The following is a 17,650-nucleotide window of genomic DNA, read 5'->3' on the forward strand; positions in this document are numbered from 1 at the left end:
AGGCGTCCGGGCACGGCGGTGGTGCCTCAGCTGGCCTTCTGGCCGTCGGCGGCAGCCGTGGCCTGGTACTCGGTGCCCGGCTGCTGCTGGGGCGCGACCTGCTGCGGCACCGGCTGCTGGGCGACGGGCTGCTGGACGACCGGCTGCTGGACCACCGGCTGCTGCGGGGCGGGCTGCTGGGCGACCGGCTGCGGCTGCGGCACCGGCTGGGTGACCGGCGCGGGCTGCGCGGCCGGCGGGAGCTGCTGGACCACGGGCTGCTGCGGCGCGGGCTGCTGCGCGGCCGGGGCCGACGTGCCGGCGTCGTCCTTGCCGTCCTGCCCCATCTCCTTGATCTCGCTCTTGAAGATGCGCATGGACCGACCCAGCGAGCGCGAGGCGTCCGGGAGCCGCTTGGCCCCGAACAGGATGACGAGCACCGCGATCAGGATGAGCCAGTGGACGGGGCTGAGAGCTCCCATGGGTGTGCCTCCAGTGATGGACGTCGTCGTGGAGTCTACGCGGCGGGAGGGGTTCCCGGATCGGTCCGGTAGGCCACGAGGGCGGCGGCGGCGCGGGCCAGGACCTCCTCGGCCACGTCCGCGGGGGCCACCACGCGGGCGCCGGCGCCGAAGCCGAGGACCACGCGCACCAGCCACTCCCGGTCGGAGTAGCGCAGCCCCACCCGGACGCGGCCGTCGTCGAGGGCGGTCAGCGACTCCACCGGGTAGTACTCGGCGACCCAGGTGGCCGAGGGGTCCAGCTCCAGCTCGGCCAGCGGCAGGTCCGCCCCCAGGTCGAACGGTGCCCCGGGGTCGGCGTCGGCGCCGCGGCCCGCCGGGGTGCGCTCGCCCAGCTCCTCGTCGAGCACCTCGGCGTGCTCCACGCGGTCCAGCCGGAACAGCCGGACGTCCTCCGCGCGGCGGCACCACGCCTCCAGGTAGCTGCGCCCGGCCACGACCACCAGCTCGTGGGGCTCGACGACCCGGTCGGTCACCGCGTCGCGCCCCGCGCTGAAGTAGCGCAGCCGCAGCGCGCGCCGCCCGGCCAGCGCCGCCCCGACCGCCGCGGCGACGGCCTCGTCCGGCTCCTCGTCGCGCGCCCGGCCCACCGCGGGACCGCCCACCGTGGTGCCCCCCGCGGCCGCCTCGACCTTGGCCAGCGTCCGCTCCACCACGTCGCGGCCCACCACGCCGCCCACGTCCCCGAGGGCGCGCAGGCACACCGCGAGCGCCCCCGCCTCGGCGTGGGAGAGCCGCAGCGGGCGGGTGAGCCCGGCGTCGAACACCACCGAGACGGTGTCGCCCTCGAACGAGAGGTCGATCAGCTCGCCGGGGCCGTAGCCGGGCAGGCCGCACATCCACAGCAGCTCGAGGTCGCGGCGCAGCTGCTCGGCGCTGACGTCGAGGTCGGCGGCCGCCTCCTCCACCCGCACCCCCGGGTGGGCCTGCAGGTAGGGCACCAGGGCCAGCAGCCGCGGCATCCGCTCGGTCAGCCCGCTCACGGCTGCTCCTCCCCCGTGCGCCCCGCCGCGCCCCGCAGCAGCGCGACCACCTCGGCCGCCAGCTCGGGCGGGTCGAGCACCACCACGTCCGCCCCGTGCCCGGCCAGCTCCCGGGCCGCCCCCGGGCCGGGCAGCTCCACCTCCACCACGTCGCCCCCGTCGTCCGCCGCCAGCGTCCGGGCGTGCCGGCGCAGGCCCTGGGCCCGGCCCGGCGCCAGCCGCAGCCGGGCGGTGACCGGTCCGCTGCGCGGCCCGGCGGAGGCCTCGACGAGGGCGAGCAGGTCGACGTCGGGCACGGTGACCGCGCCGGCGGCGCCGCGGGCGCGGACGTCGGTGATGCGGGAGAGCCGGAAGCAGCGGACGTCGTCGCGGAGGTGGTCGTGCCCGACGAGGTACCAGCGGCCCCGGTAGGACACGACGCCCCACGGGTCGACGGTGCGCTCGGTCGCCTCCGCGGTGGGCCCGCGGCGGTGGCGGAACCGCACCGTGCGGCCGGCCTCGACGGCGGCGACGAGCGGGTCGAACGCGGGGTCGGTGGCCCGCACCCGGGGCCCGGGCGTGGTGCCGGGCTCCACGGCCACGCCGGCCGCGCGCAGCTTGAGCACCGCGGTGCGGGCGGCCGCGGCGAGGTCCGGGGAGTCCCACAGCTGGGCGGCCACCCCCAGCGCGGCGGCCTCGTCGGGCTCGAGGGTGATCTCGGGCAGCTCGTAGTCCCGCCGCGCGATGCGGTAGCCGTCCACGGCGTCGAAGTGGGAGTTGCGCCCGGTCTCCAGCGGCACCCCGAGCTCGCGCAGCTCGGCCTTGTCGCGCTCCAGCATGCGGAAGAAGGCCTCGTCCGTGGGCGCCTCGTCGTACCCGGCGACCGTGGTGCGGATGCGGTCGGCGGGCAGGAACTGCCGCGTCGCGAGCAGGCAGACCACGAGGTTGACCAGACGTTCGCTGCGGGCTGCCGACACCCTGCCCACCCTAGGGTCGGGCACACTCCTGGCGTGGCGCCGCGCGGACATCCCCCCGAGCTGCTGGTGCCCGACGCCGCCGCGTGGCGGGAGTGGCTGGCCGAGCACCACACCGAGCCGGACGGGGTGTTCCTGGTGCTCTCCCGCAAGGGCGGCGACGTCACGGCGCTGACCTACCCGCTGGCCCTCGACGAGGCGCTGTGCCAGGGCTGGATCGACGGGCAGGTGCGCAGCCGGGACGCGGGCAGCTTCGCGCAGCGCTTCACCCCGCGGCGCGCCCGCAGCCCGTGGTCGCTGCGCAACGTCGACCACGTCGCCCGCCTCACCGCGGAGGGCCGGATGCAGCCCGCCGGGCTGGCCGCGGTCGCCGCCGCGCAGGCCGACGGCCGGTGGGACCGGGCCTACGCCGGGCAGGCCACCGCCGAGCTGCCCGCGGACCTCGTGGCGGCGGTGGACGCCGACCCGGCCGCCCGGGCGACCCTGGACCGGCTGACTGCCCAGAACCGCTACGCGCTGTACTTCCGGCTCTCCCAGCTGACCGACCCGGCGCGCCGGGCGGCCAGGATCGAGGCGTTCGTGGCCATGCTCGCCCGCGGCGAGACCCCCCACCCGCAGCGGGGCCCCGGGTGAGGGCTGCGCTCGCGCTGGCCCGCTCGTGCCACCCCGGGCCCACCGTCGCCGTCACCCTCGTGGGCGCCCTGCTGGCGGTGGCCGCCGGCCGGGGGGCCGGGGCCGCGCTCGTCGTCGGCGTGGCCGTGCTGGTCGGCCAGCTCGCCATCGGCTGGCTCAACGACGGGCTCGACGCCGAGAAGGACCGCGCCACCGGCCGCACCGACAAGCCCGTCGCCGGCGGCGCCGTCGGCCGCCGGACCGTGCTGGGAGCCGCCGCGGTGGCGGCCGTGCTCGCCGTGCCGCTGTCCTTCCTGGCCGGCGGGGCGGCGGGCTGGTGGCACCTGCTCTTCGTCGCCTCCGGGCTGGTCTACGACGCCGGGGTCAAGGCGACGGCCGCGTCCGGCCTGCCCTACCTGGTGGGGTTCGGCGCGCTGCCCGCGTTCGTCGTCGCCCCCGCCGGGCCCGTGCCGTGGTGGCTCGTCGCCGCGGGGGCGCTGCTGGGCGGCGGCGCGCACCTGGCCAACGCGCTGCCCGACCTCGAGGACGACCTGGCCACGGGGGTGCGGGGCCTGCCGCAGCGGCTCGGCCCGCGGCGCTGCGCGGTGGGGGCGGCGGTGCTGCTGCTCGCGGCCTCGCTGACCCTGGCCGCCGGGCTCGGCGGGCTGGTGCTCGGCGCGGCGGTGGTGCTCGTGGCAGGGGTGGCGCTGGCGGTCGGGCTGCGGGCGGGGCGCGCCGCGCTGTTCCGGGCCGTCGTCGTCGTCGCCCTGCTGGACGTGGTCCTGCTGGTGCTCGGGGGCTCGGCCCTGCGCTGACCGGCCCCCGGGCGTCACATGCTGGCGATGAGCCGGTCCACCCGCTCGTCGACCGCGCGGAACGGGTCCTTGCAGAGCACGGTCCGCTGCGCCTGGTCGTTGAGCTTGAGGTGCACCCAGTCGACGGTGAAGTCCCGGCCCGCGTCCTGGGCGGCGGCGATGAACTCCCCGCGCAGCTTGGCCCGGGTGGTCTGCGGCGGGGTCGCGGCTGCCAGGTCGATCGCCTCGTCGGTGGTGACGCGGGCGGCCAGGCCCTTGCGCTGCAGCAGGTCGAACACCCCGCGGCCGCGGCGGATGTCGTGGTAGGCGAGGTCGAGCTGGGCGATGCGGGGGTTGGCCAGGTCCATCCCGCTGCGCTCGGTGTAGCGGCGGAACAGCTTCTCCTTGATGGCCCAGTCGATCTCGGTGTCGACCAGCGAGTGGTCGTCGCGCTCGACGGCGTCCAGGGTGCGGCCCCACAGCTCGACGACCCGGTCCATCTCGGCGCTGGGCTCGCGCCGGGTGAGGTGCTCGACGGCCTTGGCGTGGTACTCCCGCTGGATCTCCAGCGCCGTGGCCTCCCGGCCCCCGGCCAGGCGCACCGGGCGCCGGCCCGTCAGGTCGTGGCTGATCTCGCGGATGGCGCGGATCGGGTTGTCCAGGGCGAAGTCCCGGAACGCGACCCCCTCCTCGATCATCTCCAGCACCAGGGCCGCGGAACCCACCTTGAGCATGGTGGTGGTCTCCGACATGTTGGAGTCGCCCACGATGACGTGCAGCCGGCGGTACTTCTCGGCGTCGGCGTGCGGCTCGTCGCGGGTGTTGATGATGGGCCGGCTGCGGGTGGTGGCCGAGGAGACGCCCTCCCAGATGTGCTCGGCGCGCTGGCTGAGGCAGAACGTGGCCCCGCGCGGGGTCTGCAGCAGCTTGCCCGCGCCGGCGACCAGCTGGCGGGTGACCAGGAACGGCAGCAGCACGTCGGAGATGCGGGAGAACTCCCCGGCCCGCGCGACGAGGAAGTTCTCGTGGCAGCCGTAGGAGTTGCCCGCCGAGTCGGTGTTGTTCTTGAACAGGAAGATGTCCCCGCCGACACCCTCGTCGGCCAGCCGCTGCTCGGCGTCGACCAGCAGCTCCTCGAGGATCCGCTCGCCCGCCTTGTCGTGATCCACCAGCTGGACCAGGTCGTCGCACTCGGCCGTGGCGTACTCCGGGTGGGAGCCCACGTCGAGGTAGAGCCGCGCGCCGTTGCGGAGGAACACGTTGGAGCTGCGGCCCCAGGAGACGACCCGGCGGAACAGGTAGCGCGCCACCTCGTCGGGGCTCAGCCGGCGCTGACCCTTGAACGTGCAGGTCACACCGAACTCGGTCTCGATCCCCATGATCCGTCGCTGCACGTGCTCGACCCTACTGCCGCCGCCGCGGGGCCCGCGCGGCGTGGGCGGTGGCCCGATCCGCGGCGGCGGTGGCCCCCGCCCGCCTAGGGTGACCGACGTGATCACCGCCCCCGGACCCCGCGCCCACCGACGGTGAGCACGGGGGTGGGCCGCTCGCTGCGCCGCGTCGGCCGGGGCGACCGGTGGCTGGTGCGCCGGACCGCCCACCTGCCGGCCGGGCGGGTCGACGGCGCGCTGCGGCTGCTGACGCTCTCGGCGGACCACAGCAAGGTCTGGACCGGGGTGGCCGTCCTGCTGGCCTCGCGCTCCGGGCCGACCCGCCGCGGCGCGGTGCGGGGCCTGGCCGCCGTGGTCGTCTCCTCGGCCCTGGCCAACGGCGTGGCCAAGAACCTCTTCCCCCGGCGCCGCCCGGCCGCGGCGGACGTGCCGGCACGCCGGCTGCTGTCCCGGCCCCCAACGTCGTCGTCGTTCCCCTCCGGCCACGCGGCCTCCGCGGCGGCCTTCACCACGGCGGTGGCGCTGGAGTCCCCGGCCGCTGCGGCGGCCGTGGCCCCGCTGGCCGTCCTCGTGGCCTACTCCCGGGTGCACACGGGGGTGCACTGGCCGTCCGACGTGGCGGTCGGCGCCGCGCTGGGGACGGGCGTCGCCCTGGCCACCCAGCGCTGGTGGCCGGCCCGCCGCGGGGACACCCCCTCCCCCGGCCCGGCCGCCGACGCGCCCGCGCTGCCCGACGGGGAGGGCCTGCTGGTGGTGGTCAACCCCTCCTCGGGCGACGACGACGACACGCTGGGCCGGGTCGTCCGCCGCGACCTGCCCCGGGCCCGGCAGCTGGAGACGCGGCCCGACACGGACCTGGGCGACGACGTGCGCCGCGCGCTGGCCGAGCAGCCGGCCCGGGCGCTGGGCGTGGCCGGCGGTGACGGCACGGTGCAGTGTGTGGCCGAGCTGGCGGCCGAGCACGGCCTGCCGCTGCTGGTGCTGCCCGGCGGCACCCTGAACCACTTCGCCCGCGACCTGGGTGCCCCCGCGGCGGACGACGCGGTGCTGGCCCGGCTGGTCGGCGCGGTCGACGAGGGCCGCGCGGTGGCCGTCGACCTGGCCGACGTGCGCACCGACGACGGGGAGGTCCGGTCGTTCGTCAACACCGCCAGCATCGGTGGCTACCCCGACGCGGTGCGGCTGCGGGAGCGCTGGTCCGACCGCTGGGGCAAGTGGCCCGCCGCGGCGGCCGCCATGGTGCGGGTGCTGGCGGCGGCCCGGCCGCTGCGGCTCGAGGTCGACGGCGAGCCCGTGGCGGTGTGGGTGCTGTTCGTCGGCAACGGCCGGTACACGCCCACCGACGGGCCGCCGCTGGGGCGGCCGGACCTGGCCAGCGGGCTGCTCGACGTGCGGTGGCTGCGCGCGGACGTGCCCGCCTCCCGCGCCCGCCTCGTGGTCGCGGCGCTGCGGGGCTCCCTGGCGGCGAGCCGGACGTGGACCCGCCACGAGGTCGCCGAGCTCGACGTGGCCGTCACCGGCTCACCCGTCTCGCTCGCCCTCGACGGCGAGGTCGTCGGGCGGGCGCACCGGCTCACGTTCCGGGCGCACCCGGCGGGCCTGGTCGTCTACCGCTGACCGCGCGGCTCAGTCGGTGCCGGAGTCCCCGGTGCCGGGGGCGGGGGTGCCGGGTGCGGCCTCGGCGGCCGGTGTGGGCGCGGCCGGGAGCAGCGCGGCGAGCGCGGGGCCGGTCAGCCGGCGGAAGGCGCGACGGGGGCGGGCGTGCTCGAGCACCGCGACCTCGAGCTGGTCGACGGTCAGGGTGCGGGGCTCGCCGGTGGACACCTGCTGCAGCGCCGTCACCGCCACCCCGACGGCGCGCTCCAGCGGCAGGTCGGACTCGTAGTGCTCCCGCAGCGAGGCCGCGATGGGCTCGGTGGTGCCACCCATGACGACGAAGTCCTGCTCGTCGCCGATGGACCCGTCGTAGGTGATGCGGTAGAGCTGCGCCGGGCGCCGCGGGGTGCCGCCGGTGGAGGGCCAGCCGACCTCGGCGACGCAGATCTCCACCTCGTAGGGCTTGGGCTGCTCGGTGAAGATCCCGCCCAGGGTCTGCGCGTAGGCGTTGGCCAGCGACCGGCCGGTGACGTCGCGCCGGTCGTAGGAGTAGCCGCGGAGGTCGGCGAGCTGGATCCCGGCCCGGCGCAGGTTCTCGAACTCGTTGTACTTGCCCACCGCGGCGAAGCCGATGCGGTCGTAGATCTCGCTGACCTTGTGCAGCGCGGTCGACGGGTTCTCCGCGACGAACAGCACGCCGTCGGCGTGGGTGAGCACGACGACGCTGCGGCCCCGGGTGATGCCCTTGCGGGCGAGCTCCGAGCGGTCGCGCATGATCTGCTCGGCCGAGGCGTAGTACGGCATCGTCACGGTGTCGGGCTCCTGCGGGTCGGGTGCGGCGGCGGGGGTTGCAGCGGCAGGCGGGTGGTCAGCCGCCGGGACGGTCGTGGCGCTCGGCGACGACGGTGGCCGCCACCTCCGCGCAGCGGTCCTGGCCGACCTGCACGGCACCGGCGGCGGTGACCTCGACCACGGTCGGGTACAGCCCGCGCACCAGGTCGGGGCCGCCCGTGGCGGAGTCGTCGTCGGCCGCGTCGTAGAGCGCCTCGAGGGCGGTGCGCAGGGCGGTCGGCTCGTCGGCGCCCGGCGCGAAGCGCTTCTTCAGCGCCGAGCGGGCGAACAGCGAGCCGGACCCGACGCTGTGGTAGCCGGAGTGCTCCTCGTACCGGCCGCCGGTGACGTCGTAGGACACGATGCGCCCCGCCGCGGCGGGCTCGTCGACGTCGAGGTCGTAGCCCACGAACAACGGGACCACGGCCAGGCCCTGCATGGCCGCCCCGAGGTTGCCGCGCACCATGGTGGCGAGCCGGTTGGCCTTGCCGTCGAGGGACAGCGGGACGCCCTCGATCTTCTCGTAGTGCTCGAGCTCGACGGCGAACAGCCGCACCAGCTCGATGGCGATGCCCGCCGTGCCGGCGATGCCCACCGCGGAGTGGTCGTCGGTGACGAAGACCTTCTCGATGTCGCGCTGGGCGATGAGGTTGCCCATCGTCGCGCGGCGGTCCCCGGCGAGCAGCACGCCGTCGGCGTAGGTCAGCGCGACGATCGTGGTCCCGTGCGGGGCGAGGCCGGAGTGGTCACGACCGTCGGCACCGGCGCGGCCGCCAGGCAGCACCTCGGGGGCGTGGTCGCGCAGGTACTGCGTGAAGGAGGACGTGTCCGGCCGGGTCCCGGGGGCCGGGATCACTGGCCGCCCTTCTGCACGTAGGCGCGGACGAAGTCCTCGGCGTTCTCCTCGAGCACGTCGTCGATCTCGTCGAGCAGGTCGTCGGTCTCCCCGGCGAGCTTGTCGCGGCGCTCCTGGCCCGCGGACCCGTCCCCGCCCGGGGTCTCGTCGTCCCCGCCGCCACCGCCGCGCTGGGTCTGCTCCTGCGCCATCGTCGCCTCCCAGCGTCCGTCCGTCCCCGGTGCCTCGCCCGGTGCCCGTCGACCCGGCCGTGCCGGGTGTCCCCCGGACCCTACCCACGCCCCCCGACGGCGGCAGGCGGGACGGGCTCAGCTGGTGAGCGCGTCCACCAGCTCCACGGCGGAGTCCACGGAGTCCAGCAGGGCGCCGACGTGGGCGCGGCTGCCGCGCAGCGGCTCGAGGGTGGGGATGCGGACCAGGGAGTCGCGGCCGACGTCGAAGATGATCGAGTCCCAGCTGGCGGCGGCGACCTCGGTGCCGAAGCGGCGCAGGCACTCGCCGCGGAAGTAGGCCCGCGTGTCGGTCGGCGGGGTCGAGACGGCCGCGGTGACCTGCTCCTCGGTGACGAGCCGGCGCATCGAGCCGCGCGCCACCAGCCGGTTGTACAGGCCCTTGTCCAGCCGCACGTCGGAGTACTGCAGGTCCACCAGGTGCAGCCGGGAGGCGGCCCAGCCCAGGCCCTCGCGGTCCTTGAAGCCCTGCAGCAGCCGCAGCTTCGCCGGCCAGTCCAGCAGGTCGGCGCACTCCATCGGGTCGCGCTCCAGCAGGTCGAGCACCTCGCCCCAGGTCGCCAGCACGTGGCGGCTGCGCGCCAGGTGCGCGGCCTCGGCGTCCCGGTCGTCGGTCGCCCCCGCGGCCGGCTCCGCCCCGCCGCGCTCCAGCAGCGCCGCGGCGCGGGCGTGGTACTCCCGCTGCAGGGCGAGCGCGGTGAGCGTGCGGCCGTCGGCCAGCTCGACGGTGGTGCGCAGCGTCGGGTCGTGGCTGATGGCGTGCACCGCCGCGACCGGCCGCGCCAGGGCCAGGTCGGACAGGTCCACCCCGGACTCGATGCAGTCCAGGACCAGGCAGGTGGTGCCGACCTTGAGGTAGGTGGCCGTCTCGGCCAGGTTCGCGTCGCCGATGATGACGTGCAGGCGGCGGTACTTGTCGGCGTCGGCGTGCGGCTCGTCGCGGGTGTTGATGATGCCGCGCTTGAGGGTGGTCTCGAGGCCGACCTCCACCTCCATGTAGTCCGCCCGCTGGGAGAGCTGGAAGCCCGGGGTCTCCCCCGACTGGCCGATGCCGACCCGGCCGGACCCGGTGAAGACCTGGCGCGAGGCGAAGAACGGGGTCAGCCCGGTCACCACCTGGGCGAACGGGGTGGAGCGCGCCATGAGGTAGTTCTCGTGGCTGCCGTACGAGGCGCCCTTGCCGTCGACGTTGTTCTTGTAGAGCTGCAGCTTGGGCGCGCCGGGGACGCTGCCCGCGAAGCGCGCCGCCTCCTCCATGACCCGCTCGCCGGCCTTGTCCCAGATGACCGCGTCCATCGGGTCGGTCACCTCGGGGGCGGCGAACTCGGGGTGGGCGTGGTCGACGTAGAGCCGGGCCCCGTTGGTCAGGATCATGTTCGCCGCGCCGACCTCGTCGACGTCGATGACCGGGGTGGGGGCGCCCGGGCGGGAGAGGTCGAAGCCGCGCGCGTCGCGCAGCGGGGACTCCACCTCGTAGTCCCAGCGGGGACGGCGGGCGCGGGGCACGTCGGCCGCGGCCGCGTAGGCCAGCACCGCCTGGGTGGAGGTGAGCACCGGGTTGGCCGAGGGGTCCCCGGGGGAGGAGATGCCGTACTCGATCTCGGTGCCCATGATCCGTCGCATGGGCGCCGAGCCTACGGCGGCGGCGGGACCGTGCCCGCCGGAGCGGTCCTACGGTGGGGCCGTGCTCACCGTCGCGCCCCTCACCCGCGACGACCTGCCGCTGCTGTGCCGCTGGCTGGCCGAGCCGCTGGTCGCCCGGTGGTGGGCGGAGGACCCCTCCCCCGCCGCCGTCGAGGCCCGGTACGGCCCCAGCCTGGACGGCACCGACCCCACGGTGCTGCTGCTGGCCCGGGTCGACGGCCGGCCGGTGGGCCTGGCCCAGCACTACCGGCTCGAGGACGAGCCGGGCCACGTCGCCGAGCTCCGGGCGGCCGGGGTGGACGTGCCGGCGGGCGCGGTCAGCCTCGACCACCTGCTCGGCGAGCCGGGCGCGCGCGGCCGAAGCCTGGGCACCGCGCTGGTGCGGGCCTGCCTCGAGCACGCCTGGGCGACGAACCCGGACGCCCGCGACGCGCTCGTCCCCGTCCACGCCGACAACCCGGCGTCGTGGCGGGCGCTGCGGGCGGCCGGGTTCGCGCTCGTCGGCCGGGTGCAGCTCGAGCCGGACAACCCGGCCGACAGCCGCGAGCACGTCCTCGGCCACGCCGTCCGCCCGCCCGACGAGCTCGTCGCCCGGTACGACGCCGGGGGCCGCGAGGTCGGTGCCGAGCGGCGGTCGGTGGTCTACCGCGACGGGCTGTGGCACGCCAGCGCCGGGGTGCTGCTGCACGACGCCGACGGCCGGGTGCTGGTCCACCGCCGGACCACGACGAAGACGCTCTGGCCCGGGGCTCACGACGTGCTGGCCGGCGGGGTGCTGGCCCCGGGTGAGACCCCCGGGGCGGGGGCGCGCCGCGAGCTCGCCGAGGAGCTGGGGGTCACGAGGGCCGAGCTGCGCCCGCTGGCCCGGACGGCGTGGGACGACGGGACGCTGCGCTGCCACCTGTGGGCGTTCGCCGCGCGGCACGACGGGCCGGTGGTGCTGCAGCCCGAGGAGGTGGCCGGGGCGTGGTGGTGGGACCCCGCCGAGCTCGTCCGTCACCTGGCCGACCCGGGCTGGCCGTTCGTCCCCGACACCCGCGCCCTGCTGGCCGGGGTGGACCTGACGGCCCTCGACAAGGTAGTTTAACGTTCAACCGAACATCCGCTCCAGGAGGTCCCGTGCGCATCGGCATCGACAGCTTCGTCTCCCGCGTCACCGACCCGGGCACTGGCGAGGTCGTCAGCCCGGTCCAGCGGGTCTCCGACCTGCTCGAGGAGGTCGGCCGCGCCGACGAGGTGGGCCTGGACCACTACGGCATCGGGGAGCACCACCGCAGCGAGTACTACGACTCCGCCCCGGTGGTGCTGCTCTCCGCCGCCGCCGCGCGCACCTCGACGATCCGGCTCAACAGCGCGGTCGCCGTGCTCAGCGCGGCCGACCCGGTGCGGGTGTTCCAGGAGTTCGCCACGCTCGACCTGGTCTCGGGCGGGCGCACCGACCTCGTCGTCGGCCGCGGCTCGTTCACCGAGTCCTTCCCGCTGTTCGGCCTCTCGCTGCGCGACTACGACTCGCTGTTCGCCGAGAAGCTCGACCTGCTGCTGCGCATCCGGGAGTCGACCGAGGTCACCTGGTCCGGGCGGCACCGCCCGGCGCTGACCGGGCAGGGCGTCTACCCCCGCCCCGCGCAGGAGCGGCTGCCGATCTGGCTGGGCGTCGGCGGCACCCCGGAGTCCTTCGTCCGCGCCGGCGTGCTGGGCCTGCCCCTGATGGTCGCGATCATCGGCGGGGAGCCGCACCGGTTCGGCCCGCTCGTCGAGCTGTACCGGGAGGCGGGGCGCCGCGCCGGGCACCCCGCGGAGCAGCTCAAGGTCGGGCTGCACGTGTTCGGCTTCGTCGGGGACTCCGACCAGCAGGCCGCGGACGACTTCTACCCGGGCTGGGCGGAGATGTTCACCCAGATCGCGTCCGAGCGCGGCGGCCCCCGTCCCACCCGGGCGGGGTTCGACGCCACCTGCGGCCCGACGGGCGCCTACTTCATCGGCGACCCGGGCACGGTGGCGCGCAAGGTGCTCTCGGTGTCCGAGGCGCTCGGCGGGGTCGACCGCATCTCGCTGCAGATGACCAACTGGCGGCTGGCCCACGACAACCTGCTGCACGGCATCGAGCTGCTGGGCACCGAGGTGGCCCCCGTGGTGCGCGCGGGCTGAGCGGAACGGGCTGGTCGGGACAGCCCCGGTGCCGGTCCGGTAGCCTGGACTGAGGTCGAGAGGCGCTGCAACGGGCTCCAGCCCGCCACGCTCGACCGTCCCCACCACGAAGGGCGCCTCCGTGACACCCCCGGAGGCCCTGCCGATGACCGTTGCCCAGCCCGCCGGCGGGACCAACGTGCGCCCCGACGCCACCGAGGCGCTCACCGCACTGCTCACCGAGCGCGTGCTGGTCTTCGACGGCGCCATGGGCACGATGATCCAGCGGCACACCTTCAGCGAGGCCGAGTACCGGGGCGAGCGGTTCGCCGACTGGCACCGCGACCTGCAGGGCAACAACGACCTGCTCAGCCTCACCCAGCCCGAGGCGATCGGCGCGATCCACCGCGCCTACCTCGACGCCGGGGCCGACGTCATCGGCACCAACACCTTCAACGCCCAGGTGATCTCCATGGCCGACTACGGCATGGAGTCCCTCGTCCACGAGCTCAACCTGGCCAGCGCGCGGCTGGCCCGCGCCCAGGCCGACGCCGTGACCGCGGAGGACCCGAGCCGGCCCCGCTACGTCGCCGGCTCGCTCGGCCCCACCAACCGCACCGCCTCGATCTCCCCGGACGTCAACGACCCCGGCGCCCGAAACACCTCCTTCGAGGAGCTCGTCGCGGCCTACCTGGAGCAGGCGAACGGCCTCGTCGACGGCGGCGTCGACCTGCTGCTCGTCGAGACCATCTTCGACACCCTCAACGCCAAGGCCGCGATCTTCGCCCTCGAGACCCTCTTCGAGGAGCGGGGCCGCCGCTGGCCGGTCATGCTCTCGGGCACCATCACCGACGCGTCCGGGCGCACCCTGTCCGGCCAGGTCACCGAGGCGTTCTGGAACTCCGTGCGTCACGCCCGCCCGCTGCTGGTGGGGCTCAACTGCGCCCTCGGTGCGGCCGAGATGCGGCCCTACCTCGCCGAGATGGCGCGCGTCGCCGACTGCTTCGTCTCCTGCTACCCCAACGCCGGGCTGCCCAACGCGTTCGGCGAGTACGACGAGGCGCCCGAGCAGACCGCGGCGGTCGTCCGCGAGTTCGCCGAGGCCGGGCTGCTGAACCTGCTGGGCGGCTGCTGCGGCACCACCCCGGGCCACATCACCCGGATGGCCGAGGCCGTCGCCGGCGTCACCCCCCGGGTCCCCTCGCCCGTCGACCCCGCCTGCCGGCTGTCGGGCCTCGAGCCGCTGACGATCGTGCCGGAGAGCCTGTTCGTCAACGTCGGTGAGCGGACCAACATCACCGGCTCGGCCAAGTTCCGCAACCTCATCAAGGACGGCGACTACGCCACCGCGCTCTCGGTGGCCCGCCAGCAGGTCGAGAACGGCGCGCAGGTCATCGACATCAACATGGATGAGGGGATGATCGACGGCGTCGCGGCCATGGACCGCTTCGTCAAGCTCGTGGCGAGCGAGCCCGACATCAGCCGCGTCCCGCTCATGGTCGACTCCTCGAAGTTCGAGGTCATCGAGGCCGGGCTGCGCTGCGTGCAGGGCAAGCCGATCGTCAACTCCATCTCCATGAAGGAGGGCGTCGAGAAGTTCAAGGCCCAGGCGACGCTGTGCCGCAAGTACGGCGCCGCGGTCGTGGTCATGGCCTTCGACGAGGACGGCCAGGCCGACGACCTGCAGCGCCGCAAGGACATCTGCCGGCGCGCCTACGACGTCCTGGTCGACGAGGTCGGCTTCCCCGCCGAGGACATCATCTTCGACCCCAACGTGTTCGCCATCGCCACCGGCATCGAGGAGCACGCGAACTACGGCGTCGACTTCATCGAGGCGACCCGCTGGACCAAGCAGAACCTGCCCGGCGCGATGGTCTCCGGCGGCGTCTCCAACGTGTCGTTCTCCTTCCGCGGCAACAACGCCGTGCGCGAGGCCATCCACTCGGTGTTCCTGTTCCACGCGATCGCCGCCGGGATGGACATGGGCATCGTCAACGCCGGTGCGCTGGTGGTCTACGACGGCATCGACCCCCGGCTGCGCGACCGCATCGAGGACGTGGTGCTCAACCGCAGGCCCGACGCTGCCGAGCGGCTGCTCGAGATCGCGACCGAGTTCGCCGGCGACGGCACCAAGCAGCAGGGCGCCGACGAGGCGTGGCGCGAGCTGCCCGTCGACGAGCGCATCACCCACGCCCTGGTCAAGGGCATCGACGCCCACGCCGAGGCCGACACCGAGGAGCTGCGCGCCCTCATCGCGGCCCGCGGCGGACGGCCCATCGAGGTCATCGAGGGCCCGCTCATGGCGGGGATGAACGTCGTCGGCGACCTGTTCGGCGCGGGCAAGATGTTCCTGCCGCAGGTGGTGAAGTCGGCGCGGGTGATGAAGAAGGCCGTCGCGTACCTCATCCCCTACATCGAGGCCGAGAAGAAGCCCGGCGACGTCGAGGAGCGCAAGGGCACCGTCGTCATGGCCACGGTCAAGGGCGACGTGCACGACATCGGCAAGAACATCGTCGGGGTCGTGCTGCAGTGCAACAACTACGAGGTGGTCGACCTCGGCGTCATGGTCCCCGCGCAGAAGATCCTCGACGCCGCGAAGGAGCACGACGCCGACGTCATCGGCCTGTCCGGGCTCATCACGCCCTCGCTCGACGAGATGGTCGGCTTCGCCGCCGAGATGGAGCGCCAGGGCCTCGACATCCCGCTCATGATCGGCGGGGCCACCACCTCCCGCGCGCACACCGCGGTCAAGGTCGACGAGAAGTACCACGGCCCCGTCATCTGGGTGAAGGACGCCTCGCGCTCGGTCCCGGTCGTCGCCGCCCTGCTCTCCGACGCGCAGCGGCCGCAGCTCATGGCCGACGTCAAGACCGACTACGACTCGCTGCGCGAGCGCTACGCGGCGCGCACCGACGCGAAGGCGATCCTGCCGATCGCGACGGCCCGGGCCAACCGCACCCCGGTCGACTGGAGCGGCTACGCACCGCCGAAGCCCAACGAGCTGGGCCAGCGGGTGCTGGAGGACTTCCCCCTGGCCGAGCTGCGCCCCTACATCGACTGGCAGCCGTTCTTCAACGCCTGGGAGCTCAAGGGCCGCTTCCCTGACATCCTCAACAACCCGGCCTCCGGGGAGACCGCCCGCGCGCTGTACGACGACGCGCAGGTGATGCTCGACCGCATCATCGACGAGCGGTGGCTGACCGCCTCCGGCGTGCTGGGGCTGTTCCCCGCCGCGGCCGTGGGCGACGACGTCGAGGTCTACTCCGACGAGAGCCGCACCCAGGTGCTGCAGACGTTCCGCATGCTGCGCCAGCAGACCGAGCACCGCCCCGGCGTGCCGCACCGGTCCCTGGCCGACTTCGTGGCCCCGGCCGAGACGGGTGTGCCGGACTACGTGGGGGCGTTCGCCGTCACCGCCGGGCTCGGCAGCGCCGCCAAGGTCGAGGAGTTCAAGGCCGCCCAGGACGACTACAGCGCGATCCTGCTGGAGTCGCTGGCCGACCGGCTCGCCGAGGCCTTCGCGGAGCGGCTGCACGAGCTGGTCCGCACGCAGGTGTGGGGCTACTCCCCCGACGAGCACCTCGACGCCGAGGGCCTGCTCAAGGAGCGCTACACCGGGATCCGGCCCGCCCCGGGCTACCCGGCGTGCCCGGAGCACACCGAGAAGCAGACGATCTGGGACCTGCTCGACGTGCGTGCCACCACGGGCATCGAGCTCACCGAGAGCATGGCCATGTGGCCCGGCGCCGCGGTGAGCGGGCTGTACTTCTCCCACCCGCAGTCGCAGTACTTCGTGCTCGGCCGCGTCGGGCGCGACCAGGTCACCGAGTACGCCGGCCGCAAGGGCTGGACCGTCGCCGAGGCCGAGCGCTGGCTCTCCCCGAACCTGGGGTACCGCACCGACGACGAGTGACGCGCGGCCGCCGGGCCCGGTGCGTCAGGTCGGGTCGGCGGCGGCGTCCAGGGCCGCGGGGGGCGCGTCGGCGACCAGCTCGAGCAGCACGTCGGCCACCCGGGGGTCGGCCAGCAGCGAGAGGTGACCGGTGCCCGGCAGGGTGTGGACCTCGCGCACCGGGCCCTGCGCGCTGTCGAGGGTCACCAGGCCGTCGCCGACGTGGTTGGCCCACCAGGCGTCCGGGTCCTGCGCCAGCGTGGCCCGCACCGCCACGTGGCGCACCCCGTCGACCAGCGGCAGGTCGGTCGCGCGGCGCAGGTCCTCGATGCCGGTGCTGCGCACGTCGAGCAGGTCCGACCAGGCGCGGGTGCGCCGGGAGCGGCGCAGCGCGCGCGAGAGGTGGTAGGTGCCCGCGGCGAGCGGGGCGCCCTCGTGCGGGGTGCCCAGGTAGGTGGCGGTGCGCACCAGCGGCAGCCAGGCCCGGGAGGCCTCCTCCGCCGCGCAGGCCCGGCGCAGCACCAGCCCGCCCATGGAGTGCCCGACGAGGTCGATGCGGGTCACCGGCACCGGCCAGGCACCGAGCAGCTCGGCGAGCAGCTCGGCCAGCGCCGCGCCGTTCTCCACGATCCCGGTCCCGGTGTTGTAGCGCATCGCGACCGCGCTGACGCCGTGCCGGGCGAGCAGCTCGCCGTAGCTGCCCCGCCCGCCGTGGCGGTAGTACCACCCCTGCTCGGTCTCCCCCAGCCCGTGGACCAGCACGGCGAGGTGCCCGGTGGCGGCCGGGTAGGCGGCGGTGAGCAGCGCGGTGTCGTTGCCGACGACCCGGCGCCGGTGGTGCGGGCCCATCTCCACGGCCAGGTCGTTGCCCTCGGCCACCAGCCGGTCACCGAGCAGGCCGTTCACGGCCCCGACCAGCACCGAGCCGGTGGCGGAGCGGGTCACGGCGTGGGCGACCCGCTCGGGCGGCAGCGCGTCCGAGCCCGCCCCGACCGCGTCGGCCAGCAGGCGGGTCGTCCCCCGCACCGAGGAGTAGGTGACCGCGGAGATGGTGTCGTGCAGCGCGCGCACCGGGGCCGCGGGGGCGCCGAGCAGGCCGAACACGGTGTCGCTGATGGCGCGGTGGGTGCCCTGCACCGGGCGGCTGAGCACGTCGACCGCCCCGGCCAGCACGTCGGCCGCCCCCCGCACCTCGTTGCGGTGGGGGGACGGCCGACGCGCGGTGGACGTTGGGTGCACGC

Annotated in this window: 15 protein-coding genes, 1 pseudogene and 1 riboswitch; of the genes and pseudogenes, 7 read left to right on the top strand and 9 right to left on the bottom strand. The window is 75.2% G+C overall.

From position 1 onward, the window contains the following. Nucleotides 1-26: 26 nt before the first annotated feature. The 3 genes from tatA to ACYVOF_RS04705 are packed head-to-tail and all read right to left on the bottom strand — an operon-like array spanning nucleotide 27 to nucleotide 2,439. The gene (tatA, locus tag ACYVOF_RS04695) at nucleotides 27-461 is read right to left on the bottom strand and encodes a Sec-independent protein translocase subunit TatA (RefSeq protein ID WP_460864369.1); all 435 of its coding nucleotides are present in this window, start codon (nucleotides 459-461) and stop codon (nucleotides 27-29) included. Nucleotides 462-496: 35 nt separating this feature from the next. After that, complete coding sequence (locus ACYVOF_RS04700) at nucleotides 497-1,483, bottom strand: helix-turn-helix transcriptional regulator (protein WP_460864370.1); 987 nt, start codon at nucleotides 1,481-1,483, stop codon at nucleotides 497-499. Beyond that, a complete protein-coding gene (locus ACYVOF_RS04705; protein WP_460864371.1) occupies nucleotides 1,480-2,439 on the bottom strand; it encodes a helix-turn-helix transcriptional regulator in 960 nt (319 codons plus the stop codon). The genes ACYVOF_RS04700 and ACYVOF_RS04705 overlap by 4 nt, the downstream gene beginning before the upstream one ends. 33 nt (nucleotides 2,440-2,472) lie before the next feature. On the opposite strand from ACYVOF_RS04705, the gene ACYVOF_RS04710 reads away from it, so the two are divergent. Together ACYVOF_RS04710 and ACYVOF_RS04715 are read left to right on the top strand one after the other, a co-directional pair. After that, nucleotides 2,473-3,069, top strand: coding sequence for a YdeI/OmpD-associated family protein (locus ACYVOF_RS04710; RefSeq protein WP_460864372.1), 597 nt, complete (start codon nucleotides 2,473-2,475; stop codon nucleotides 3,067-3,069). Beyond that, on the top strand, nucleotides 3,066-3,863 hold the full coding sequence (locus tag ACYVOF_RS04715) for a UbiA family prenyltransferase (protein ID WP_460864373.1): 798 nt from the start codon (nucleotides 3,066-3,068) through the stop codon (nucleotides 3,861-3,863). The genes ACYVOF_RS04710 and ACYVOF_RS04715 overlap by 4 nt, the downstream gene beginning before the upstream one ends. A gap of 14 nt (nucleotides 3,864-3,877) precedes the next feature. Here ACYVOF_RS04715 and pafA read toward each other — a convergent pair whose 3' ends face one another. Continuing rightward, nucleotides 3,878-5,236: a Pup--protein ligase gene (gene pafA / locus ACYVOF_RS04720; protein ID WP_460864374.1), complete on the bottom strand. Its 1,359-nt coding sequence runs from the start codon at nucleotides 5,234-5,236 to the stop codon at nucleotides 3,878-3,880. A 132-nt stretch (nucleotides 5,237-5,368) separates the two neighbouring features. Between pafA and ACYVOF_RS04725 the strand changes: the two genes are divergently transcribed. After that, on the top strand, nucleotides 5,369-6,850 hold the full coding sequence (locus ACYVOF_RS04725) for a bifunctional phosphatase PAP2/diacylglycerol kinase family protein (protein WP_460864375.1): 1,482 nt from the start codon (nucleotides 5,369-5,371) through the stop codon (nucleotides 6,848-6,850). 9 nt (nucleotides 6,851-6,859) lie between these two features. Here the strand turns inward: ACYVOF_RS04725 and prcA are convergent, their stop codons facing one another. The 4 genes from prcA to dop form a co-directional block, all read right to left on the bottom strand. Then, nucleotides 6,860-7,639: a proteasome subunit alpha gene (gene prcA / locus ACYVOF_RS04730; protein WP_460864376.1), complete on the bottom strand. Its 780-nt coding sequence runs from the start codon at nucleotides 7,637-7,639 to the stop codon at nucleotides 6,860-6,862. A gap of 58 nt (nucleotides 7,640-7,697) precedes the next feature. Then, the gene (gene prcB, locus ACYVOF_RS04735; protein ID WP_460864377.1) at nucleotides 7,698-8,516 is read right to left on the bottom strand and encodes a proteasome subunit beta; all 819 of its coding nucleotides are present in this window, start codon (nucleotides 8,514-8,516) and stop codon (nucleotides 7,698-7,700) included. Continuing rightward, nucleotides 8,513-8,707 (bottom strand): ubiquitin-like protein Pup, encoded by a 195-nt coding sequence (locus ACYVOF_RS04740; protein WP_460864378.1) that lies wholly within the window; start codon nucleotides 8,705-8,707, stop codon nucleotides 8,513-8,515. The genes prcB and ACYVOF_RS04740 overlap by 4 nt, the downstream gene beginning before the upstream one ends. Before the next feature lie 117 nt (nucleotides 8,708-8,824). Further along, nucleotides 8,825-10,369, bottom strand: coding sequence for a depupylase/deamidase Dop (gene dop, locus ACYVOF_RS04745; RefSeq protein WP_460864379.1), 1,545 nt, complete (start codon nucleotides 10,367-10,369; stop codon nucleotides 8,825-8,827). Here dop and ACYVOF_RS04750 point away from each other — a divergent pair. From ACYVOF_RS04750 to metH, 4 genes and pseudogenes are all read left to right on the top strand, one after another. Further along, nucleotides 10,368-10,895: pseudogene (locus tag ACYVOF_RS04750) on the top strand (GNAT family N-acetyltransferase); the annotation flags it as partial. The gene dop and the pseudogene ACYVOF_RS04750 overlap by 2 nt on opposite strands. 132 nt (nucleotides 10,896-11,027) lie before the next feature. Beyond that, nucleotides 11,028-11,477, top strand: a complete 450-nt coding sequence (locus ACYVOF_RS04755) for an NUDIX hydrolase (protein ID WP_460864475.1) — start codon at nucleotides 11,028-11,030, stop codon at nucleotides 11,475-11,477. 32 nt (nucleotides 11,478-11,509) lie between these two features. Further along, nucleotides 11,510-12,538 carry an LLM class flavin-dependent oxidoreductase gene (locus tag ACYVOF_RS04760; RefSeq protein WP_460864380.1) on the top strand — a complete coding sequence of 343 codons (1,029 nt, stop codon included), beginning with the start codon at nucleotides 11,510-11,512 and terminating at the stop codon, nucleotides 12,536-12,538. A 51-nt stretch (nucleotides 12,539-12,589) separates the two neighbouring features. Next, a riboswitch (S-adenosyl-L-homocysteine riboswitch) is annotated at nucleotides 12,590-12,664 on the top strand. Between the two features lie 19 nt (nucleotides 12,665-12,683). Then, entirely contained in the window at nucleotides 12,684-16,430 is a 3,747-nt protein-coding gene (metH, locus tag ACYVOF_RS04765; RefSeq protein ID WP_460864381.1) for a methionine synthase, read from the top strand. Nucleotides 16,431-16,454: 24 nt separating this feature from the next. Here metH and ACYVOF_RS04770 read toward each other — a convergent pair whose 3' ends face one another. Beyond that, nucleotides 16,455-17,648, bottom strand: a complete 1,194-nt coding sequence (locus ACYVOF_RS04770) for an esterase/lipase family protein (RefSeq protein WP_460864382.1) — start codon at nucleotides 17,646-17,648, stop codon at nucleotides 16,455-16,457. Nucleotides 17,649-17,650 lie beyond the last annotated feature (2 nt).

It is taken from the genome of Rhodococcus aerolatus, assembly GCF_054783215.1.

Excerpts from the sequence above, each read along its gene's own strand:
- metH (WP_460864381.1), top strand. The coding sequence starts at position 12,684 with ATGACCGTTGCCCAGCCCGCCGGCGGGACCAACGTGCGCCCCGACGCC.
- tatA (WP_460864369.1), bottom strand. The coding sequence starts at position 461 with ATGGGAGCTCTCAGCCCCGTCCACTGGCTCATCCTGATCGCGGTGCTC.
- ACYVOF_RS04740 (WP_460864378.1), bottom strand. The coding sequence starts at position 8,707 with ATGGCGCAGGAGCAGACCCAGCGCGGCGGTGGCGGCGGGGACGACGAG.
- dop (WP_460864379.1), bottom strand. The coding sequence starts at position 10,369 with ATGCGACGGATCATGGGCACCGAGATCGAGTACGGCATCTCCTCCCCC.